The organism is Pseudomonas sp. RGM 3321 (genome assembly GCF_022836805.1).
Lineage (GTDB): Bacteria > Pseudomonadota > Gammaproteobacteria > Pseudomonadales > Pseudomonadaceae > Aquipseudomonas.
Map to the genome: position 1 here is coordinate 59,802 of NZ_JALHBH010000103.1, position 20,885 is coordinate 80,686.

Here is a 20,885-nt window from a genome sequence, read left to right on the forward strand (position 1 = left end):
GGCGGCAACGCTGATTCGTTGCATGGCGCAGTACCTTTAACCTTGTGAGATTGACCGAGTACTGATTGATGTCCCGCGCCCGTTGTGAACGTTGTCTGCGTCCTGCCACGCATTGTCTCTGCGCCTTGATTCCGCAACTGGACAGCCGCACGCGAGTGTTGATCCTTCAGCACCCCGATGAAGTCAGCCACGCGTTGAATACGGCGCGACTGGCCGCACTGGGTCTGGTCAATGCGCAGTTGCGGGTGGGGGAGGTATTCGATGACCTGCAAACGCTTTTGAACCCGCCCGGCTATCAGGCGCGTTTGCTGTTTCCGGGTGACGCTGCCGAGACGTTGCTGCCCTATGTGCAGAGCTCGCTGCCCACGTTGCTGGTCGTGCCGGATGGCACCTGGCGCAAGGCGCGCAAACTGCTGCACCTCAACCCCTTGCTGGCCGGGCTGCCAAGGGTTACGCCAGGCACCGTTCCGGTTTCGCGTTATCGCTTGCGCAAAGCGCCGGGCCCGGACGCCTTATCGACGCTTGAGGCTATCGTTCATGCGTTGCAGGAGCTGGAAGCGCCGCGCTCTTTCGAGGCGCTGCTGAAGCCTTTCGACGCCCTGATCGAAGGCCAGATTCAGGCAATGGGCAGCGAGACGTATCAGCGTAATCACGGCGGTCAGGCGTAAAGAACACAATTGGCGGCGTTAACTGCGCCCAGCTGTAACTGTTGCTTTGCAGATCAGCGCCTAGAATGAGCAACTGGTTCTATTTCTTGCGGAAGATTCAATGCACATCTCGTCTGGTCGCTGGGTCTATGGCCTTTGTCTGTCACTATTGACTGCGTTGCTCTGGGGCATTCTGCCAATCAAGCTCAAGCAGGTTCTGCAGGTGATGGACCCAGTCACTGTGACCTGGTTTCGCCTGTCTGTTTCCGGAGCGCTGTTGTTCATCTGGCTGGCGTCGGTCAAGCGCCTGCCCAGCTTCAAGGTGCTGGGGCGCAAGGGGCAGGTACTGGTGGGGCTAGCGGTATTCGGCCTGGTCGGCAACTATGTGCTGTACCTCATCGGCTTGCGGCTGCTGAGCCCCGGTACCACGCAATTGCTGGTTCAGGTCGGCCCGATCTTCCTGTTGATCAGCAGTATCTTTTTGTTCAAGGAACGTTTCAGTCTGGGGCAGGGCATTGGCCTGGTCGTTTTGCTGATTGGTTTCGGCTTTTTTTTCAATCAGCGTCTGGTGGAGCTGTTCACCTCGTTGGGCGATTACACCCTCGGTGTGCTGGTGGTGCTCCTGGCCTCGACCATCTGGACGTTCTACGGATTGAGTCAGAAGCAGCTCCTGACCGTTTGGAATTCGCTGCAGGTGATGATGGTGATCTACCTGTTCTGCGCGCTGTTGCTCACGCCTTGGGCACACCCTGCCGAGGCGCTGTTGCTGAGCCCGTTGCAGGGCTGGTTGCTGCTCGCCTGCTGTCTGAATACGCTGGTGGCTTACGGTGCTTTCGCTGAAGCGCTGGCACATTGGGAGGCGTCACGGGTAAGCGCGACGCTTGCGTTGACGCCGCTGGTCACGCTGACCGCCGTGGCTGCCGCCGCGTGGCTATGGCCTGATTATGTGCAGGCAGAGGAATTGAACGTGCTGGGTTACGGTGGCGCGATGCTGGTGGTGACGGGGTCGGCGCTGACCGCGCTTGGCCCTTCACTGGTCGCCGGCCTCAAGGCGCGCAAGGCAAGGCTGGCGCAGGCCTGAATTAGCTGCCCGAATAGATCAGCGCTTGCCCAGTGTCTGTGCCTGGAGAATCCATTCCTGGCGTTGCTGTTCGCTGGCGCTGTGCACCGGGGCAAATTCGCTAAGGCGTTTGGTCTTTATCCCGCAAAAGCCCAATATGGTCCGCACCATCTGCCGATGAGCCGGCGCGCCGTAAATCCAATGAAAATAGCGGGGCGATGTATCCATGGCGACCAGCAGCTCCGCCGTCCGGCCTCGGAGCAGCTCATTGGATGAGTGCTTGCGACCATGCACCTTGAACGCAAAACCGGGTGTCAATACCCGGTCGAAAAAGCCCGTCAGTATCGCCGGCAAGCCGCCCCACCAGACCGGATAAACGAATACCAGATGCTCGGCCCAGTGAATCTGGCGCTGGGCGTCGAGCAGGTCCGGTTCAAGTGTCTGGGTCTGATCGTAGCCATTGTGCAGAATGGGGTCGAAATCCAGCTCGCCCAGCTTGAGTTCCCGCACCACATGCCCTTCACTACGCGCAGCCTGTGCATAGGCTTCGCCCAAGGCATGGCAGAGACTGATGGCTTTCGGCGTACCGTAAACCATCAGAATCCGTTTGCCGTTACCTTCCAGTGGCGTTGCGCCGCTTCTGGCATCAGCCATTACTGCCTGCCTCGAGCATTTTGTCCGGACGCACCCAGGCGTCGAACTCCTCATCGGTCAAATAACCCAGCGCCAATGCGGCTTCACGCAGGGTCAGGCCTTCGGTGTAAGCCTTTTTGGCAATCTGCGCCGATTTGTCATAGCCAATATGCGGATTGAGTGCAGTAACCAGCATCAGTCCGCGCTCGAGGTGCTCAGCCATTTTTTCAGCATCCGGCTCCATGCCTGCAATGCAGTGCTCGTTGAAATTGCTGCAGCCGTCGGCCAGCAAGCGGATCGACTGCAGGACATTGTGAATGATCACCGGCTTGTAGACGTTCAGTTGCAGGTGGCCCTGGCTGGCGGCGAAGCCGATGGTCACGTCGTTGCCCATGACCTGGCAGGCGAGCATCGACAAGGCCTCGCATTGGGTCGGGTTGACCTTGCCGGGCATGATCGAACTGCCGGGCTCGTTGGCGGGCAGTCTGACTTCTGCCAGCCCGGCACGCGGGCCTGAGCCCAGCAGACGCAGGTCGTTGGCAATCTTCATCAACGTACCGGCCAGCGTCTTCAGTGCGCCGGACAGCGCTGCGAGCGGCTCATGACCGGCCAGCGCGGCGAACTTGTTGGGCGCAGTGACGAACGGCAGACCGGAGAGGGCGGCGAGTTCTGCGGCAATGGCCTCGGCAAAGCCTTTGGGCGCATTGAGCCCGGTGCCGACTGCTGTCCCGCCCTGAGCCAGCTCATAAACGGCGGGCAGCGCAGCGCGAATGGCCTTTTCTGCGTAATCCAGTTGCGCTACGAACCCCGAAAGCTCCTGGCCAAAGGTGATAGGGGTCGCATCCATCATGTGCGTGCGCCCGGTCTTGACCAGCTTCATGTGCCGCGCGGCCTGTTCGGCCAGCCCGCTGGACAATTCGGCGATGGCGGGCAGCAGTTGCTCCTTGACCGCCTGAGCAGTGGCGATGTGCATGGCCGTCGGGAAGCAGTCATTGGAGCTTTGCGAGCGATTGACATGATCGTTGGGGTGGACTGGCGACTTGCCGCCACGACCCTGGCCAGCCAGTTCGTTGGCCCTGCCTGCGATCACTTCGTTGACGTTCATGTTGCTTTGCGTGCCACTGCCGGTCTGCCAGACCACCAGCGGGAATTGCGCGTCGTGCTGACCGTCGAGCACCTCATCGGCAGCCTGTTCGATCAGGCGGGCGATGTCTGCGGGCAGGTCGCCGTTACGGTCGTTGACGCGTGCCGCGGCTTTCTTGATCAGGGTCAGCGCGTGCAGAACGGGCAGTGGCATACGCTGATCGCCAATCGCAAAATTGATCAGTGAGCGTTGGGTCTGCGCGCCCCAGTAGGCATCTTCGGGGACTTCGATCGGGCCAATGCTGTCGGTTTCTGTGCGGCTCACTGTTCTTACTCCTTTAAGTGCGTTGCAGGGTTAGGTGTTCATATGCCGACAGGGTTCCCGCGCAGTGCTTTTTAACCGCTGGGTGAACCGGGGGTTGAGCCAAAAGCCCAGATAAGCGCAGAATGGTCGGCCCTGGGGTAATGCCTCGTTTGCTAGATAAGGAAACTCGATGACCCGTCTTCGTGCCATTTGTACCGCGGTAGCCCTGGTCTGTGCCAGCGGCCAGGTCTTCGCTGACACCGCCAGTCACAACGCGAGCGCCGAAACGTTCCTGAAGCTTGCCAACGCCGATCGCCTGGGCGCTCCGGTCTATGCACAGGTTCAGCAGATGTTCGCTCAGCGTTTTGCTGAAACCAAGGCACCTGCATCGAAAAAAGCCCTGCTTGAAACCTATCAGGCCAAAGCCAACACGGCTCTGGATCAGGCCATTGGCTGGAACAAGCTCAAGCCTGAGATGGTCAAGCTGTACACCGCCAATTTCACTGAAAGCGAGCTGAAGGACCTGGTTGCGTTCTACCAGTCTCCGCTGGGCAAGAAAGTGATGACCAAAATGCCTGAGCTGGCTCAGCAATCGGCTCAACTGACCCAGAGCAAACTGGAAAGCGCAGTTCCGGTCGTCAACAAGCTTCTGGCTGACATGACTGCCGAACTGGAACCTGCCAAGGCAGCCGCTCCAGCTCCTGCCAAAAAGCCCTGACAGGCGATTGCTGCCATGACCATGCAACAACGAATCGAGTCGGCGCTTGCGCTGCTGCAACCGCACCATCTGCAAGTGCTCGACGAGAGCCACATGCACAGTCGTGGTCAGCAGACCCATTACAAGGCTGTTTTGGTCAGTGATCAGTTTCAGGGCCTGAATTCGGTCAAGCGGCACCAGAAGGTTTACGCCACGCTGGGTGCCCTGATGGGCGAGTTTCATGCGCTGGCGTTACACACCTACACGCCCGAAGAATGGTCGAAGGTCGGTGCAGCGCCTGCTTCACCGACTTGCGCTGGCGGTCACTGACCAGGTTTTTTGGCTGATTTGCGCCTTTTTACCGGGGCGATTGATCCGCTGACCTGCCTGCTACACTCCGGTTTTTGCTAGAATCCGCACCGCGCCGCCTGGCCGGTGCGTTTTTTTGTCCGCACATTTTTTACCCGGTAGGCCCTTTGCGAGGGTCGCCACTGGAGAGATACATGACTCAAGAGTCGATGACTCAGCCGATCGTCGTGGCTGCGCTATACAAGTTCGTTACCCTCAGCGATTACGTGGCGTTGCGCGAGCCGCTGTTGCAGGCGATGGTCGACAACGGCATCAAGGGCACGCTGTTGATCGCCGATGAAGGCATCAACGGTACGGTGTCCGGCAGCCGCGAAGGCATTGACGGCCTTATGGCCTGGTTGAAGAGCGACCCGCGCCTGATCGACATCGACCACAAGGAATCCTACTGCGACGAGCAGCCGTTCTATCGCACCAAGGTCAAGCTCAAGAAAGAGATCGTGACCCTGGGCGTAGAGGGTGTCGACCCCAACAAGAGCGTCGGTACGTACGTCGAGCCCAAGGACTGGAACGACCTGATCACTGACCCTGAAGTGCTGTTGATCGATACCCGCAACGATTATGAGGTCTCGATTGGCACCTTTGAGGGCGCCATCGATCCGAAGACCACGTCTTTTCGCGAGTTTCCGGAGTACATCAAGGCGCATTTCGACCCGGCGGTGCACAAGAAGGTCGCCATGTTCTGCACCGGTGGTATTCGCTGCGAAAAAGCCTCCAGTTACATGCTGGGCGAAGGTTTTGAAGAGGTCTATCACCTCAAGGGCGGGATTCTCAAATACCTGGAAGAAGTCCCTGAGCAGGAAAGTCAGTGGCGCGGCGAGTGTTTCGTGTTCGACAACCGGGTCACGGTGCGCCACGACCTGACCGAGGGCGACTACGACCAGTGCCATGCCTGCCGCACGCCGATCAGTGCCGAGGATCGCGCCAGCGAGCATTACTCGCCGGGTGTCAGCTGCCCGCATTGTTGGGATTCGCTGAGCGAGAAGACTCGCCGCAGCGCCATCGACCGGCAAAAACAGATCGAACTGGCCAAGGCACGTAACCAGCCCCATCCGATTGGTCGTAACTATCGTCTACCCTCCGAGGCCTGAGCCATGTCTGCCCGCCTGATCTATGTCATGGACCCTATGTGTTCGTGGTGCTGGGGCTTCGCTCCGGTTGCCGACGCCTTGGTGCAACAGGCTCGGGCGGCGGGTGTGCCGCTGCATCTGGTCATGGGCGGTCTGCGCTCTGAGGGTGCAGCGCTGGAACCGGCCAAGCGTCGTTACATTCTTGAGCATTGGCAGGCGGTCGAAGAGGCCACCGGCCAGCCGTTTCTTCGCGACGGTGCGCTGCCGGAAGGGTTTGTCTACGACACCACGCCTGCCTGTCTGGCCGTCACTGCGGCGCGGCAGTTGGACCCGGACCGCGCCTGGGAACTGGTCGGGCTGATTCAGCGGGCTTTCTACAGCGAAGGTCGTGACGTAACACGCCCTTCGTTGCTGGCCGAACTGGCCGAGCAGGCTGGACTGTCGCGTCAGGCATTTGCCGATGAATTCGAGAGTAAGGAGCGGCAAGCCGCCACGGCCGCTGATTTCGCCTGGGCGCAGGATCTGGGCATCGCCGGCTTTCCGACCCTGCTTGCCGAGCGCAACGGCCAGCTGGCGCTGTTGACCAACGGTTATCAGCCGTTGAGCAGCCTTTCGCCCTTGCTGGGTCGATGGCTGGAGCGTGCAGCCAGTGCGTGATGAATCGCCCGAGGCCGCCCGACAGTCGCACGCCCCGCATGGCGATGCGTTGAGTTGGGCCGAGATCCGTCGTCTTGCATTGCGGCACAAAAAAGCCCTGTGGCTGGCCAATGGTGTCGCGGTTCTAGCGACGCTGTGCAGCGTGCCGATCCCCTTGTTGCTGCCGTTGCTGGTCGACGAAGTGCTGTTGGGGCGCGGCGACGCGGCACTGAAAGTCATGAATCACTTGCTGCCTGATGGCCTGCAAAAGGCGGCGGGCTACATCGGCCTGATGCTCTTGCTGACCCTGGTACTGCGCGTCGGGGCTCTGGTGTTCAACGTTCTGCAGGCGCGGCTGTTTGCCGGGCTGGCCAAGGACATCGTCTACCGTATCCGGCTACGTCTGATCGAACGGCTCAAACGCATTTCCCTGCGTGAGTACGAAAGCCTGGGCAGCGGCACGGTGACCACGCATCTGGTGACCGACCTGGACACGCTGGACAAGTTTGTCGGCGAAACCCTCAGCCGGCTGCTGGTAGCCACGCTGACGCTGGCAGGCACGGCGGGCATTCTGATGTGGATGCACTGGAAGCTGGCGCTGCTGATCATGCTGTTCAACCCGTTGGTGATTCTGCTCACGGTGAAGCTGGGCAAGCGCGTCAAGCACCTCAAGAAGCTGGAAAACGACAGCACGTCGCGTTTTACCCAGGCGTTGAGCGAAACGCTGGATGCGATTCAGGAAGTCAGGGCGGGTAATCGACAGGGTTTCTTCCTTGGTCGCCTGGGCGTGCGGGCGCAGGAAGTGCGTGATTACGCCATCAATTCGCAATGGAAAAGCGACGCCTCGGGGCGTGCCAGCGGGCTGCTGTTCCAGTTTGGTATCGATATCTTTCGCGCCGCAGCGATGCTCACGGTGCTGTTCTCGGACCTGTCCATCGGGCAGATGCTCGCGGTGTTCAGTTACCTATGGTTCATGATGACGCCGGTGGAGCAACTGTTGAACCTGCAATATGCCTACTACGCGGCGGGTGGTGCTCTGACGCGCATCAACGAGCTGCTGGCGCGTGCCGACGAGCCGCAATATGTCGGCGGTACGGACCCTTTCGCAGGGCGCGAGACCGTGGGGGTCGAGGTGCGTGGTCTGAGTTTCGGTTATGGCGAAGACCTGGTGCTGGACCAGTTGAACCTGAGCATCGCACCGGGTGAAAAAGTCGCCATCGTCGGTGCCAGTGGTGGTGGCAAGAGCACATTGGTGCAGTTGCTGTTGGGCCTGTATACGGCCCGCACCGGAGTTATCCGTTTTGGCGGCGTCAGTCAACAGGATATCGGTCTGGGCACGGTGCGCGAGAACGTTGCCGTGGTGCTGCAGCATCCCGCCCTGTTCAACGACACGGTGCGCGCCAACCTGACCATGGGTCGTGACTGCAGCGACGAAGCCTGCTGGCGTGCGCTGGAAGTGGCGCAACTGGAGTCAGCCATTCGCGATCTGCCGCAAGGGCTGGACAGCGTGGTAGGGCGCTCCGGGGTCAGAATTTCGGGTGGGCAGCGTCAGCGCATGGCCATCGCGCGCATGGTGTTGTCCGACCCCAAAGTGGTTATCCTCGATGAAGCGACCTCGGCGCTGGATGCGGCTACCGAGTACAACCTGCATCAGGCCCTCGCACGTTTTCTGCATAGCCGCACAACGCTGATCATCGCTCACCGCCTGTCGGCCGTGAAGCAGGCTGACCGGGTTCTGGTGTTTGATGGCGGGCGGATTGTCGAAGACGGTGGACACCAACAGTTGATTGCCGATGGAGGTCTTTACGCAAAGTTGTACGGACACTTGCAACAAATCTGATGTGCGATGCCTCGATCAGCGCACAGGTTGGCTCGATTGCGGGAGAATCACCTGCCATCATTTACGAATTTAGCCTAGTCTCTGCGCTAGACGTTTGTTCAGGCATGTGGTGAGGTGAAACCCATGAATCAACCATGGACCTTCTCCAAGCCCCGTCTGTTGGGGATCGTATGGCCATTCATTGCCGTCGCGCTGTTTCAGGCGTTGCTGGGGTGTGTCAGCCTCTATACCATGTCTGCGGTGCGCAGCTACGTGGCGGGCGAGAGTCTCTGGTCCAAGGGCCAGAAAGATGCCATCCATTACCTGAGCCTATACGCCATCACGCATGATGAGCGTGACTATCTGAAGTATCAAAACGCCTTTTCCGTCCCTCAGGGTGGTCACGCCTTGCGCAAGGCGCTCGATCAGCCCATTCCGTCCATGGCAGATGCCAGGGCCGGGATCATCCAGGGCGGCAATCACCCCGATGACGCTAATGGCATCATCTGGATGTACCTGAACTTCCATAACTTCAGCTTCATGAAGCAGGCCATTCACTTTTGGGAAGTGGGTGATGGCTACCTTACGCAGCTCAATGAGCTTGCCCGGCATATTCACGACCGGGTCGGTGAGGGCGGCGTGTCTGCCGCCGAGGTCAATCAGTGGCGAGTGCAGATCAATGTCATCAATGAAGGGGTAACGCCTGCAGCACGGGCGTTCAGTGATGCGCTGGGCGAGGGGTCCAGGTTCATCCTCAACCTGCTGATTGCGGTCAATCTGGTCACCGCCGTTCTACTGATTCTTCTGGCGCTGCTGCGTGTGCGTCGTCTGATTGTCCAGCGGCGCGTGTTTGCTGATGCCCTGCAACTTGAGAAAGAGCGCGCCCAGATTACCCTGGAGTCCATCGGCGACGGGGTGATCACCATCGATGTGGCCGGGGCCATTGTCTACATGAACCCCGCAGCCGAGGTCCTGACGCACTGGAAAAGCACCCAGGCCAGCGGGCTCCCGCTGACAGCGCTGTTCAATCTGCTGGATGAAAACGATCAGAAGGACACGTCGACGCTGGTCGAGCAGATCGTCACCGGCAAGCTCAAGGGCGGCAGCGCCAACAGCAAGCTTATCCAGCGGCTGGATGGCAGTACGGTCTCGGTAGCGCTTGTCGGCACGCCGATCTACAACGAGGGCGTGGTCAGTGGGGCGGTACTGGTGCTGCATGACATGACACAGGAGCGTCAGTACATCGCCGATCTGTCATGGCAGGCCGCTCATGATCCGCTGACCGGGCTGGTCAATCGCAGTGAATTCGAGCATCGCCTGCAGCGGGTACTGGATACGGTTGACGGTCAGGCAGGCAGCCATTGCCTGATGTTTCTTGACCTTGACCAGTTCAAGCTGGTCAATGACACCGGTGGTCATGCGGCGGGCGATGAACTGCTGCGCCAGCTTTGCCGGGCACTGCCGCACGGCTTGCGTGACGGTGACACGCTCGCCCGGCTGGGAGGTGACGAATTCGGCGTGTTGCTGGTCAATTGCCCTGCCGACACGGCCCTCGATATAGCCGAGGCGCTGCGTGAGATCGTGCAGGCCCTGCATTTCATGTGGAAAGGTCGGCCATTCATGACTACCGTAAGTATTGGTCTGGTGCAGCTTGGCGATACACCCGCCACGCTTGAGGGGTCGTTGTCCGCTGCCGATATGGCCTGTTATATGGCCAAGGAGAGGGGCCGCAACCGGGTTCAGGTCTACAGTGTTGATGACCTGACCCTGTCGATGCGTTTCGGCGAGATGGCCTGGATACAGCGTCTGCACATGGCAATGGATGAAAATCGCTTTTGCCTTTATGCGCAGGAAATCGCTTCGATCAAAGGCGAAGGCGACGAGGTGCGGCACATTGAAATTCTCCTGCGCCTGCGTGACGAGTCCGGACGAATGGTGGTTCCGGACAACTTTATTCCGGCTGCCGAGCGCTACGGCCTTATGACTACGCTGGATCGCTGGGTGGTGCACAATGTCTTCAAAGTGATTGCCCAATGCCAGAGTGATGACCGGCATCAGGTACCGCAGGCGCTATGTGCTATAAATTTATCCGGCTCAAGTATCGGGGATGATACGTTTCTCGAATACCTGAAACAGCAGTTCGAAGCGTTTGCTGTATCGCCCGGGATGATCTGTTTCGAGATCACTGAAACCAGTGCCATTGCAGACCTGGACAGCGCGATTCGCTTTATCAACGAGTTGAAAGGGCTGGGCTGTCAGTTTTCCCTTGATGACTTCTGTTCGGGCATGTCGTCCTTTGCCTATCTCAAACACTTGCCTGTGGATTTTTTGAAAATCGATGGCAGTTTTGTAAAGGACATGCTCGACAATCCGATCAACAAGGCTATGGTCGAGGTCATCAACAACATTGGTCATGTGATGGGCAAACGCACCATTGCCGAGTACGTAGAAACGCCGCAGATAGAGTTTGCGTTGCAGGAAATGGGTGTGGATTTTGCACAAGGGTATCTGATAGCACGCCCTGAATTGTTCACTTGCGAGAGTCTTTACATTCAGCCCGTACGGCCTGACCCCCTGATGTTCGGCGCGCCAGGAACGCTACGTTAATCAGTTGAAACTCTATAAGGAGATACCCAGTGATCGACACTTTCGAGAGAACCGGTCCGCTCATGGAAGCCAGCAGTTATCCTGCCTGGGCGCAGCAGTTGATCAAGGATTGCAGCGCTGCAAAGGCACGGGTGGTCGAGCACGAGTTGTACCAGCAGATGCGTGACGCGAAGCTGAGTCCGCAGATCATGCGCCATTACCTGATCGGCGGTTGGCCGGTTGTCGAGCAGTTCGCAGTGTACATGGCCAAGAACCTCACCAAGACCCGCTTTGGTCGTCATCCCGGCGAAGACATGGCGCGACGCTGGCTGATGCGCAATATTCGCGTCGAACTCAATCATGCCGACTACTGGGTGAACTGGTGTGCGGCGCACGACGTGACGCTTGAAGATCTCCACGATCAAAGGGTTGCGCCCGAACTGCATGCACTAAGCCACTGGTGCTGGCAGACCAGCTCTTCGGATTCGCTGGCTGTTGCGATGGCGGCCACCAACTATGCCATTGAAGGGGCGACGGGCGAGTGGTCGGCAGTGGTCTGTTCTAATGGTGTCTACGCCGAAGCATTCCCTGAAGAAACCCGCAAGAAAGCCATGAAGTGGCTCAAGATGCATGCACAGTACGACGACGCGCACCCTTGGGAGGCGCTCGAGATCATCTGCACGCTAGTGGGTAACAAGCCGAGCCTGCAGCTGCAGGCCGAGCTGCGGCAGGCTGTTACCAAGAGCTACGATTATATGCATTTGTTCCTTGAACGCTGCATGCAGCTGGACAAGGTCAAGCCCGCGCGTGGGCGTGTTGCCGCGCTGGAAGTGTAGAGGCAGGGCGAGAAAGGCAGGAAAGAGTGCTAGCTGGCCATGGCGAGTCGGTTGCGACCTTCGCGCTTGGCGACATACAGGGCGTTGTCTGCCCTGCGCAGCAGGCTGTCGGCGGTTTCTGCCGGCAGCAGTGTCGAGCATCCCAGGCTGACAGTCATGGTCAGTGCCGGGTCTAGCTCGCGAAACTCGAGGTTCCGCACGGCCTGGCGCAGGCGTTCACCGATCAGTTCGGCCGAACTGGCTCCGGTGTTGGAAAGAATCACCACGAACTCTTCGCCGCCGTAGCGGAACACACGATCAATATTGCGCAGTTGCGCTTTCAGACTTTGCGCAACGGTTTTCAGTACATCGTCGCCAGTATGATGGCCGTACTCGTCGTTCACTTTCTTGAAGTGATCGATATCCAGCATCAGCAGTGACAGCGGCTGCTTGTGACGACGCGATATTTCTATTTCGCGATCCAGACCCTGATCCATTGCGATACGGTTGCCGGTACTGGTCAACGGGTCGCGCAGCGCCGTCTGTGTAGCGATGCGATAGAGCAGTGCATTCAGTAGCGGATAGACCAGACAGGCCAGCAGCGATTCAAGGTCGCTCAATTGCCGGGTATCAAATGGCCTCGCGCCTTGAAACTCCAACTCACCGATGCACTTTCCCTCGTGACGCAGGTGAAAAGTGGCGCTGTCGGATGACATCTCGCCCAGACGCAGAGTCAGGTCGCTTTCGACATGTCGATAGACCAGGCCGCTCAATGGCAGGAAGCGTTGTACACCTTGAAAAAACAGGGTCAGTATCCGCTCGGCTTCCAGGCTGGTCTGCAATTGTCGCCCAAGCTGATAAACCAGCTCGGGCAGTGACGGGGGTGGAAGTATGGCGTCGGGTCGATTTCGAAAACCCAGGCGTTGCAGTTCAGCCGTATCGAAATCGATTGCATGGGTCTGGGTAGGAAAATTCATCTCTTCGCTCCTCAGCACATATTGCTGGCTTGGCTGGGTTAGAGGGGACGTCGTGCCATTCGGTTCATTTTTGCCTGGACTTATTAAAATCAGTGGTTTAGCTGACGCCATCTCTCTGACAGTGAGGGTGAGTCGGCAATTCCTTGACTTAAAATGGGGCTAAAAACGCCTGCCGTGACAGTTTTCCGTCACGGCAATGTCTGGTTGTTTTTGCTCACTGAGCATTCAGCGCCTGACCGTTGATGCCCTTGCTGTCCGGCCCCATCAAGTACAGGTAGACCGGCATGATGTCTTCGGGCGCGGGATTATTCTGCGGGTTTTCGTCAGGGTAGGCCTGCGCACGCATACCGGTGCGGGTAGCGCCCGGGTTGATGCTGTTGGCCCGCACACTGGTAACGCCTTCAAGCTCGTCAGCGAGGGTTTGCATCAGGCCTTCGGTAGCAAATTTCGACACCCCGTACGCGCCCCATTGTGCGCGACCCTTGCGACCAACGCTGCTGGAGGTGAAAGCTATCGATGCATCCGTCGAACGCTGAAGCAGCGGCAGCAGTGCCTGGGTGAGCATGAAGGTGGCATTGACGTTGACGTGCATGACCTGCATGAAGTCTTCGCCTGACAGTTGCTCCAGCGGCGTACGCGGGCCGATGATCGACGCATTGTGCAGCAGGCCGTCGAGACGGCCGAATGTGCGCTCGATCATGCTGGCCAGCGCGTGGTACTGCTGCGGCTCGGCGCTTTCCAGATCGAAAGGTATGACCAGCGGTTGCGGCTGACCTGCGGTTTTTATCTGGTCATGAACCTGAGCCAGGCTGGCTTCAGTTCTGCCCAGCAGCAGGACGGTGGCGCCATGCGCTGCGTAGGTTTTTGCGGCTGCAGCACCGATGCCGCGAGCGGCACCGGTGACCAGAATGATCCGGCCCTTGAGCAGTTCCGGGTGCGCGGAGTAGTCAAACATGTAAAGCCTCGTTCAGCAGCTGCACAGTGCGTTATCCAGCACCTTGCGCAGTTCCAGCGGATGATCGACAACCACGTCGGCACCCCAGTGATCCGGGTTGTCGTCGGGGTGAATGTAGCCGTAGCGCACGGCAGCGGTCTTGGTGCCTGCGTCGCGACCGGACTCTATGTCGCGCAGATCGTCGCCTACGAACAGGACGCTGGCCGGGTCGAGGTCGAGCATCTTGCAGGCCAGAATCATCGGCTCGGGGTGCGGCTTGCTGTACGTGACGTGGTCAGGGCAGATCAGCAGCGCCGAGCGTTCCGCCAGGCCGAGCCGCTCCATGATGGGCTGAGCGAAGCGCACCGGCTTGTTGGTGACCACGCCCCAGATCAGGCCGGCCTTCTCGATGTCGGCCAGCAACTCGCCCATACCATCGAACAATCTGCTGTGGACGGCGCAGTCACGCTGATAGCGCTCCAGAAACTCCAGGCGCAATGCCTCGAATTGTGGATCTTCAGGGGGCATTGCAAAGGTCGCCGCTACCATGGCTCTGGCGCCGCCGGAAACTTCGTCGCGGATCAGCTTGTCCGATACCGCGGGCAGGTTGCGGTCGGCAAGCATCGCTTGGGCAATGGCGATGAAGTCCGGTGCGGTGTCGAGAAGGGTGCCGTCCATGTCGAATAAAACCGCTCTCAAACGCATGTCTCACGCCTCCCGCAGGGTCTGGATCATGTAGTTGACGTCGACGTCGGAGGCCAGCTTGTAATGCTTGGTCAGCGGGTTGTAGGTCAGGCCGATGATGTCCTTGACCTGCAAGCCTGCATCGCGGCTCCAGGCACCCAGTTCGGAAGGGCGGATGAATTTTTTGAAGTCGTGGGTCCCGCGCGGCAGCAGGTTGAGGATGTACTCGGCACCGACCACGGCGAACAGATAAGCTTTCGGGTTGCGGTTGATGGTCGAGAAAAACACCTGGCCGCCCGGCTTGACCATGCGGTAGCAGGCACGGATCACCGACGATGGGTCCGGTACGTGCTCAAGCATTTCCAGGCACGTCACCACATCGAACTGCTCGGGCATCTCTTCGGCCATGTCCTCGGCGGTAATCTGCCGATATTCGACGCTGACGCCTGATTCAAGCTGATGCAGCTGTGCAACGGCCAGCGGCGCTTCGCCCATGTCGATGCCGGTCACCGTTGCGCCGCGCAGGGCCATCGCCTCACTCAGAATGCCGCCGCCGCAGCCGACGTCCAGTACTTTCTTGCCTGCCAGACCGACACGCTCGTCGATCCAGTTGACGCGCAGCGGGTTGATGTCATGCAGCGGCTTGAATTCGCTTTCGCGGTCCCACCAGCGATGGGCCAAGGCCTCGAATTTGGCGATTTCTGCGCGGTCGACGTTGCTCATGGGTGTCCCTCTTGAACTCAAAATTCTTTTTCATCAGTCAGGCTTATAGATAAGCCTGACTGGCATGTGTTCGGTCCGAATCGAATTATTCGGCTTTGCCGGAAATACGCTGGCCCCAGGCAATCGCGGTGTCGCGCAGTGCCTGTTCATCCATACGGGTCAGCCGGCGATTGTCGAGCAATTGCTTGCCTGCCACCCAGACATGGCTGACGCAGTCGCGGCCAGAGGCATATATAAGCTGCGATACCGGGTCGTAGATCGGTTGTTGGGCAAGGCCCGACAGGTCGAAAGCGACCATGTCCGCAGCCTTGCCAATCTCCAGCGAGCCGGTCTCAGCCTGAATGCCCAGTGCGCGGGCGCCGTTGAGGGTCGCCATGCGTAGCGCGCGGTGGGCATCCAGCGCCGTGGCCGAGCCAGCGACAGCCTTGGCCAGCAAGGCCGCGGTGCGGGTTTCTCCGAGCAGGTCCAGATCATTATTGCTGGCCGCGCCATCGGTACCCACTGCAACGTTCACACCTGCCTGCCACAATCGCTCGACCGGGCAGAAACCGCTGGCCAGCTTGAGGTTGGATTCGGGGCAATGAATGACGTTGGTATTGCTTTCCACCAGCAACGCCAGATCATCATCGTTGATCTGCGTCATGTGCACGGCCTGGAAGCGCGGGCCGAGCATGCCCAGGCGATTCAAGCGGGCGAGAGGGCGCTCCTGGCGCTGTTCGACAGCCTGATCGACTTCGAATGCGGTCTCGTGGACATGCATCTGAATCATGGCGTCCAGTTCATCGGCGATAACCCGGACCTTTTCGAGGTTTTCATCACCTACGGTATAAGGCGCGTGCGGGCCAAAGGCAATCTTGATACGTGGATGATGAGCTAGGTCGTTGAACAGCTCGATACCGTTGTGCAGTGCTTCATCCGTGGTATGAGTCCCCGGAATCGGGAAGTCCAGCACCGGAACGGTGATCTGCGCGCGCATGCCGCTGGCGTGGACGCGCTCGGCAGCCACCTTGGGGTAGAAATACATGTCGGAGAAGCAGGTGATGCCGCCCTTGAGCTGCTCGGCGATGGCCAGATCGGTGCCATCGTGGACGAAGTCTTCGTTGACCCATTTGCCTTCGGCAGGCCAGATATGGTCCTGCAGCCAGGTCATCAATGGCAGGTCATCGGCCAGTCCGCGAAACAGCGTCATGGCTGCATGACCGTGGGCGTTGATCAGGCCGGGGCTGAGCAGCATGCCGGGAAGCTCCTGCACCTGCACTGCACTCTGCCTCAATGCCTCGGCCCGTGGGCCTATATAGACGATACAGCCGTCGCGCACGCCGATGCCGTGGTCCTTGAGCACCACGCCTGCGGGCTCGACCGGCACCAGCCAGGCGGGCAGGAGCAAAAGGTCGAGCGGTGCTGTAGCGTTCGGCATGAGAAGGTTTCCATCGTTTATTACGTTGATGGCGAAGTATACCCGAGCGTCTTCGCAGGCGGCTCGCTATAATCAGCGGCTTTTGATGCTGGGTTTCGGATGTTCAAGATGGAGTTGGCGATGCGCGATCGACTGTTGGCTGCAGAGAAAGTTAAGGCCATCGATTGGCGAGACGACGCTCTGTACCTGCTGGACCAGCGGGTACTGCCGTTCGAGGAAATCTGGCACCGCTATACCACCGCCGAGGGCGTCGCCGAGGCGATTCGCACGATGGTCGTGCGCGGGGCACCGGCTATCGGTATCAGTGCCGCCTACGGCGCGGTGCTGGGCGCACGTGCGCGTATTGCCGAAGGCGAAGACTGGTATCCGGCGCTGGAAGAAGACATGCAGTTGCTGGCAGATTCACGCCCGACTGCCGTGAATCTGTTCTGGGCATTGAACCGGATGCGTGATCGTCTGATGCGTGTGAAGGACGGCGACGATCCGCTCGTGGCCCTTGAGGCAGAAGCCGTGGCGATTCACCTGAGTGATCGCGAGGCCAACCTGACCATGGCGCAACTGGGTGCCGACCTGATCCGCAGGCATCAGGGCAATCTGCAGACGGTGCTCACCCACTGCAATACCGGAGCGCTGGCCACCGGTGGTTTCGGGACTGCGCTGGGCGTGATCCGCGCGGCGCACCTGGAAGGCATGATCGAGCGGGTCTATGCCGATGAAACCCGGCCCTGGCTACAGGGGTCGAGGCTTACCGCCTGGGAGCTGGCCAACGAAGGCATTCCGGTCACCTTGAATGCAGACTCTGCCGCTGCGCACCTGATGCGTACCAAGGGCATTACCTGGGTCATCGTCGGAGCTGACCGCATCACCGCCAATGGCGACGTGGCGAACAAGATCGGCACCTATCAGCTTGCCGTAGCCGCGATGCACCACGGGGTGCGATTCATGGTGGTGGCGCCGAGTTCGACCATCGATATGGAGATGGCCAGCGGCGACGACATCATCATTGAAGAACGCGACGGTCGTGAGCTGCTTGAAGTGGGCGGTCAGCGGGTCGGTGCGGATGTCGAGGCCTTCAACCCGGTGTTCGATGTGACGCCGGCAGATCTGATCGATGCCATTGTGACCGAGAAGGGCATTGTCGAGCGTCCCGATACCGCGCGCATGGCGCAATTGATGAGCCGTAAACACCTTCACTGATGCGGACAGGCTCGAGCCGTTGCCGCTGTGCAATGCGGCTGGGCGGGCCTGTAAGCGTTTCTCAGGCGCCTTGCACGCCGGTGGCTCGTTTTCAGCGCCTGCAAAGGATGTGAGCGCCTCGGCGATTGTGGTAATATCCGGCGGTTATCGGGGACACTGATTGTAGTCGCCCACGCTGCGTAGATTCATGGCATAACTCGTTGATTTGTCGTAAGTCGCTGCCCTGCACATGCTGGCAGCGGCGAGCTTCGTATACCCCGAATGGGTTTGCGAGGTTTCACCAGAAAAAGGAATCAGGCTTCTCATGGGCGAACTGGCCAAAGAAATCCTCCCGGTCAATATCGAAGACGAGCTGAAGCAGTCCTACCTCGACTACGCGATGAGCGTAATCGTCGGTCGGGCACTGCCCGATGCACGCGACGGCTTGAAGCCCGTGCACCGGCGCGTGTTGTTCGCAATGAGCGAGCTGGGTAACGACTGGAACAAGCCGTACAAGAAATCCGCCCGTGTGGTTGGTGACGTGATCGGTAAGTATCACCCGCACGGCGATACAGCCGTGTACGACACCATCGTTCGTATGGCTCAGCCATTCTCGCTGCGCTATCTGCTGGTAGACGGTCAGGGCAACTTCGGTTCGGTCGACGGCGACAACGCGGCGGCCATGCGATACACCGAAGTGCGCATGACCAAGCTGGCGCACGAGCTGCTGGCCGACCTGCACAAGGAAACCGTGGACTGGGTGCCGAACTACGACGGCACCGAAATGATCCCCGCGGTCATGCCGACCCGTATTCCCAACCTGCTCGTCAACGGCTCCAGCGGTATTGCTGTGGGCATGGCAACCAACATTCCGCCGCACAACCTCGGTGAAGTCATCGACGGTTGTCTGGCACTGATCGACAACCCCGAGTTGACGATCGACGAACTGATGCAGTACATCCCCGGCCCGGATTTCCCGACAGCGGCGATCATCAACGGCCGTGCGGGTATCATCGAAGCCTATCGTACGGGCCGTGGACGCATTTACATGCGTGCCCGCTCCATCGTCGAAGACATCGACAAGGTTGGCGGTCGTCAGCAGATCGTCATCACCGAGCTGCCTTACCAGCTGAACAAGGCACGTCTGATCGAGAAGATCGCCGAGCTGGTCAAGGAAAAGAAACTCGAAGGCATCACCGAACTGCGCGACGAGTCCGACAAGGACGGTATGCGCGTGGTTATCGAGCTGCGTCGTGGCGAAGTGCCGGAGGTTGTTCTCAACAACCTTTATGCCCAGACCCAGCTGCAAAGCGTTTTCGGCATCAACATCGTTGCCCTGATTGACGGCCGTCCACGCATCCTGAACCTCAAGGACCTGCTGGAAGCCTTTGTTCGTCACCGTCGCGAAGTGGTTACCCGTCGTACCGTATTCGAACTGCGCAAGGCGCGCGAGCGTGGCCATATCCTTGAAGGCCAGGCTGTTGCGCTGTCCAACATCGACCCGGTCATCGCCCTCATCAAGGCTTCTCCGACACCTGCAGAAGCCAAGGAAGCGCTGATCAAGACGCCTTGGGAATCGAGCGCAGTGGTCGAAATGGTCGAGCGTGCCGGTGCCGATTCGTGCCGCCCCGAGAACCTCGACCCGCAATACGGTCTGCGTGAAGGCAAGTATTTCCTGTCGCCGGAACAGGCTCAGGCCATTCTGGAACTGCGTCTGCATCGCCTGACCGGTCTGGAGCACGAGAAGCTGCTGGGCGAGTATCAGGAAATCCTCAACCAGATCGGCGAGCTGATCCGCATCCTCAACAGCGCAACGCGCCTGATGGAGGTGATCCGCGAAGAGCTGGAAGTGATCCGCTCCGAGTACGGCGATGCCCGTCGTACCGAAATTCTCGATGCACGCCTGGACCTGACCCTGGGTGACCTGATCACCGAAGAAGAGCGCGTGGTCACCATCTCCCATGGCGGCTATGCCAAGACCCAGCCATTGGCTGTCTATCAGGCTCAGCGTCGTGGCGGCAAGGGCAAGTCGGCCACCGGCATCAAGGATGAGGACTACATTGCTCACCTGCTGGTCGCCAACAGCCACACCACGCTGCTGATGTTCTCCAGCAAGGGCAAGGTGTACTGGCTCAAGACCTACGAGATCCCGGAAGCGTCCCGCGCTGCTCGTGGTCGTCCGTTGGTCAACCTTTTGCCGTTGAGCGACGGCGAATACATCACCACCATGCTGCCGGTCGACCTCGAAGCCATGCGCAAGCGTGCCGACGAAGAGGGCGAAGCCCTTGAAGGCGAGCTGGACGACGCGGAAAACAGCAGCGAGACCGAAGAGGAGCGCAAGGCCCGTATCAAGGCCGCCGACAAGAAGAAGGCTCCGTTCATTTTCATGTCCACCGCCAACGGTACCGTCAAGAAGACCCCGCTGGTTGCGTTCAGCCGTCAACGCAGCTCGGGCCTCATCGCCCTTGAGCTGGACGAGGGCGACATCCTGATCTCCGCCGCCATTACCGATGGCGAACAGGAAATCATGCTGTTCTCCGATGGCGGCAAAGTGACCCGCTTCAAGGAATCTGATGTGCGCGCCATGGGGCGTACCGCTCGCGGCGTGCGTGGCATGCGTCTGCCAGAAGGGCAAAAGCTCATTTCGATGCTGATCCCGGAAGAAGGCAGCCAGATCCTCACCGCTTCCGAGCGCGGTTACGGCAAGCGTACGGCCATTTCCGAGTTCCCTGAGTACAAGCGTGGTGGTCAGGGCGTCATCGCCATGGTCAGCAACGAGCGTAACGGTCGTCTGGTCGGCGCGGTTCAGGTGCTTGATGGCGAAGAAATCATGCTGATCTCCGATCAGGGCACGCTGGTGCGTACCCGGGTCGGCGAAGTGTCCAGCCTGGGCCGTAACACTCAGGGCGTGACCCTGATCAAGCTGGCCAGCGACGAGAAACTGGTCGGTCTGGAGCGTGTTCAGGAGCCGTCGGAAGTCGAAGGCGAAGAGCTTGAAGGCGAAGAGGTTATCGACGGCGTGATCGTCGATGCCGCTGAAGCTGAAGTGGACGATGCCGGTGAAGGCCTGCAAGCGGACGCTGCGCCAGACGAAGACGAACCGCAGAACTGAGCTGTAACGTAAATCAGGTAAGGGCTGGCTCGTCTGTGAGTGCATCTGCATTTCAGGCAAGTCCAGCCCTTGCGGCATTCGGCCAGCCCTGCAGCCGGATCAGAATTTCAGCAAGGAGCTGCCAGTCGCTGCGGCGTCTGTCTGCT

The 20,885-nt window shown here is 59.5% G+C and carries 18 protein-coding genes; 11 read left to right on the forward strand and 7 right to left on the reverse strand.

From position 1 onward, the window contains the following. The first annotated feature begins 68 nt into the window (after positions 1-68). On the forward strand, positions 69-668 hold the full coding sequence (locus RGM3321_RS09870; RefSeq protein ID WP_244392908.1) for a DTW domain-containing protein: 600 nt from the start codon (positions 69-71) through the stop codon (positions 666-668). 100 nt (positions 669-768) lie between these two features. Further along, positions 769-1,728, forward strand: coding sequence for a DMT family transporter (locus tag RGM3321_RS09875; protein ID WP_244392909.1), 960 nt, complete (start codon positions 769-771; stop codon positions 1,726-1,728). Positions 1,729-1,746: 18 nt separating this feature from the next. Here RGM3321_RS09875 and RGM3321_RS09880 read toward each other — a convergent pair whose 3' ends face one another. Then, entirely contained in the window at positions 1,747-2,361 is a 615-nt protein-coding gene (locus RGM3321_RS09880) for an NAD(P)H-dependent oxidoreductase (RefSeq protein WP_244392911.1), read from the reverse strand. Continuing rightward, positions 2,354-3,748 carry a class II fumarate hydratase gene (locus RGM3321_RS09885; protein ID WP_244392913.1) on the reverse strand — a complete coding sequence of 465 codons (1,395 nt, stop codon included), beginning with the start codon at positions 3,746-3,748 and terminating at the stop codon, positions 2,354-2,356. The genes RGM3321_RS09880 and RGM3321_RS09885 overlap by 8 nt, the downstream gene beginning before the upstream one ends. Positions 3,749-3,917: 169 nt before the next feature. On the opposite strand from RGM3321_RS09885, the gene RGM3321_RS09890 reads away from it, so the two are divergent. The 7 genes from RGM3321_RS09890 (at position 3,918) to RGM3321_RS09920 (ending at position 11,737) form a co-directional block, all read left to right on the forward strand. Further along, positions 3,918-4,445 (forward strand): DUF2059 domain-containing protein, encoded by a 528-nt coding sequence (locus RGM3321_RS09890; RefSeq protein ID WP_003314637.1) that lies wholly within the window; start codon positions 3,918-3,920, stop codon positions 4,443-4,445. A gap of 15 nt (positions 4,446-4,460) precedes the next feature. Continuing rightward, positions 4,461-4,754: a BolA/IbaG family iron-sulfur metabolism protein gene (locus tag RGM3321_RS09895; RefSeq protein ID WP_002554579.1), complete on the forward strand. Its 294-nt coding sequence runs from the start codon at positions 4,461-4,463 to the stop codon at positions 4,752-4,754. A 188-nt stretch (positions 4,755-4,942) separates the two neighbouring features. Then, entirely contained in the window at positions 4,943-5,881 is a 939-nt protein-coding gene (locus RGM3321_RS09900; RefSeq protein WP_244392964.1) for a rhodanese-related sulfurtransferase, read from the forward strand. A 3-nt stretch (positions 5,882-5,884) separates the two neighbouring features. Further along, complete coding sequence (locus RGM3321_RS09905) at positions 5,885-6,517, forward strand: DsbA family protein (protein WP_005731278.1); 633 nt, start codon at positions 5,885-5,887, stop codon at positions 6,515-6,517. Next, positions 6,510-8,336, forward strand: coding sequence for an ABC transporter ATP-binding protein (locus RGM3321_RS09910; RefSeq protein WP_244392914.1), 1,827 nt, complete (start codon positions 6,510-6,512; stop codon positions 8,334-8,336). The genes RGM3321_RS09905 and RGM3321_RS09910 overlap by 8 nt, the downstream gene beginning before the upstream one ends. A 123-nt stretch (positions 8,337-8,459) precedes the next feature. Continuing rightward, positions 8,460-10,922 (forward strand): EAL domain-containing protein, encoded by a 2,463-nt coding sequence (locus RGM3321_RS09915; protein WP_244392916.1) that lies wholly within the window; start codon positions 8,460-8,462, stop codon positions 10,920-10,922. Positions 10,923-10,951: 29 nt separating this feature from the next. Beyond that, positions 10,952-11,737 carry an iron-containing redox enzyme family protein gene (locus tag RGM3321_RS09920; protein ID WP_058401266.1) on the forward strand — a complete coding sequence of 262 codons (786 nt, stop codon included), beginning with the start codon at positions 10,952-10,954 and terminating at the stop codon, positions 11,735-11,737. 29 nt (positions 11,738-11,766) lie between these two features. Here the strand turns inward: RGM3321_RS09920 and RGM3321_RS09925 are convergent, their stop codons facing one another. From RGM3321_RS09925 to RGM3321_RS09945, 5 genes are all read right to left on the reverse strand, one after another. Next, positions 11,767-12,693 (reverse strand): GGDEF domain-containing protein, encoded by a 927-nt coding sequence (locus RGM3321_RS09925; RefSeq protein WP_244392917.1) that lies wholly within the window; start codon positions 12,691-12,693, stop codon positions 11,767-11,769. 214 nt (positions 12,694-12,907) lie between these two features. Next, positions 12,908-13,648 (reverse strand): YciK family oxidoreductase, encoded by a 741-nt coding sequence (locus RGM3321_RS09930; protein WP_244392918.1) that lies wholly within the window; start codon positions 13,646-13,648, stop codon positions 12,908-12,910. A 12-nt stretch (positions 13,649-13,660) separates the two neighbouring features. Beyond that, on the reverse strand, positions 13,661-14,332 hold the full coding sequence (gene mupP, locus RGM3321_RS09935) for an N-acetylmuramic acid 6-phosphate phosphatase MupP (RefSeq protein WP_244392919.1): 672 nt from the start codon (positions 14,330-14,332) through the stop codon (positions 13,661-13,663). Between the two features lie 3 nt (positions 14,333-14,335). Then, a complete protein-coding gene (gene ubiG / locus RGM3321_RS09940) occupies positions 14,336-15,034 on the reverse strand; it encodes a bifunctional 2-polyprenyl-6-hydroxyphenol methylase/3-demethylubiquinol 3-O-methyltransferase UbiG (RefSeq protein WP_002554570.1) in 699 nt (232 codons plus the stop codon). An 85-nt stretch (positions 15,035-15,119) separates the two neighbouring features. Further along, a complete protein-coding gene (locus RGM3321_RS09945; RefSeq protein WP_244392920.1) occupies positions 15,120-16,451 on the reverse strand; it encodes a TRZ/ATZ family hydrolase in 1,332 nt (443 codons plus the stop codon). Positions 16,452-16,571: 120 nt separating this feature from the next. Between RGM3321_RS09945 and mtnA the strand changes: the two genes are divergently transcribed. After that, positions 16,572-17,648: an S-methyl-5-thioribose-1-phosphate isomerase gene (gene mtnA / locus RGM3321_RS09950; protein WP_244392921.1), complete on the forward strand. Its 1,077-nt coding sequence runs from the start codon at positions 16,572-16,574 to the stop codon at positions 17,646-17,648. Positions 17,649-17,952: 304 nt separating this feature from the next. Next, positions 17,953-20,739 carry a DNA gyrase subunit A gene (gene gyrA, locus RGM3321_RS09955; protein ID WP_244392922.1) on the forward strand — a complete coding sequence of 929 codons (2,787 nt, stop codon included), beginning with the start codon at positions 17,953-17,955 and terminating at the stop codon, positions 20,737-20,739. Positions 20,740-20,885 lie beyond the last annotated feature (146 nt).

Bases quoted from the DNA above. Each gene is read 5' to 3' on its own strand.
- RGM3321_RS09870 (WP_244392908.1), top strand. From the start codon at position 69: ATGTCCCGCGCCCGTTGTGAACGTTGTCTGCGTCCTGCCACGCATTGT.
- RGM3321_RS09875 (WP_244392909.1), top strand. From the start codon at position 769: ATGCACATCTCGTCTGGTCGCTGGGTCTATGGCCTTTGTCTGTCACTA.
- RGM3321_RS09880 (WP_244392911.1), bottom strand. From the start codon at position 2,361: ATGGCTGATGCCAGAAGCGGCGCAACGCCACTGGAAGGTAACGGCAAA.
- RGM3321_RS09890 (WP_003314637.1), top strand. From the start codon at position 3,918: ATGACCCGTCTTCGTGCCATTTGTACCGCGGTAGCCCTGGTCTGTGCC.
- RGM3321_RS09895 (WP_002554579.1), top strand. From the start codon at position 4,461: ATGACCATGCAACAACGAATCGAGTCGGCGCTTGCGCTGCTGCAACCG.
- RGM3321_RS09900 (WP_244392964.1), top strand. From the start codon at position 4,943: ATGACTCAGCCGATCGTCGTGGCTGCGCTATACAAGTTCGTTACCCTC.
- RGM3321_RS09905 (WP_005731278.1), top strand. From the start codon at position 5,885: ATGTCTGCCCGCCTGATCTATGTCATGGACCCTATGTGTTCGTGGTGC.
- RGM3321_RS09915 (WP_244392916.1), top strand. From the start codon at position 8,460: ATGAATCAACCATGGACCTTCTCCAAGCCCCGTCTGTTGGGGATCGTA.
- RGM3321_RS09925 (WP_244392917.1), bottom strand. From the start codon at position 12,693: ATGAATTTTCCTACCCAGACCCATGCAATCGATTTCGATACGGCTGAA.
- RGM3321_RS09930 (WP_244392918.1), bottom strand. From the start codon at position 13,648: ATGTTTGACTACTCCGCGCACCCGGAACTGCTCAAGGGCCGGATCATT.
- mupP (WP_244392919.1), bottom strand. From the start codon at position 14,332: ATGCGTTTGAGAGCGGTTTTATTCGACATGGACGGCACCCTTCTCGAC.
- ubiG (WP_002554570.1), bottom strand. From the start codon at position 15,034: ATGAGCAACGTCGACCGCGCAGAAATCGCCAAATTCGAGGCCTTGGCC.
- RGM3321_RS09945 (WP_244392920.1), bottom strand. From the start codon at position 16,451: ATGCCGAACGCTACAGCACCGCTCGACCTTTTGCTCCTGCCCGCCTGG.
- mtnA (WP_244392921.1), top strand. From the start codon at position 16,572: ATGCGCGATCGACTGTTGGCTGCAGAGAAAGTTAAGGCCATCGATTGG.
- gyrA (WP_244392922.1), top strand. From the start codon at position 17,953: ATGGGCGAACTGGCCAAAGAAATCCTCCCGGTCAATATCGAAGACGAG.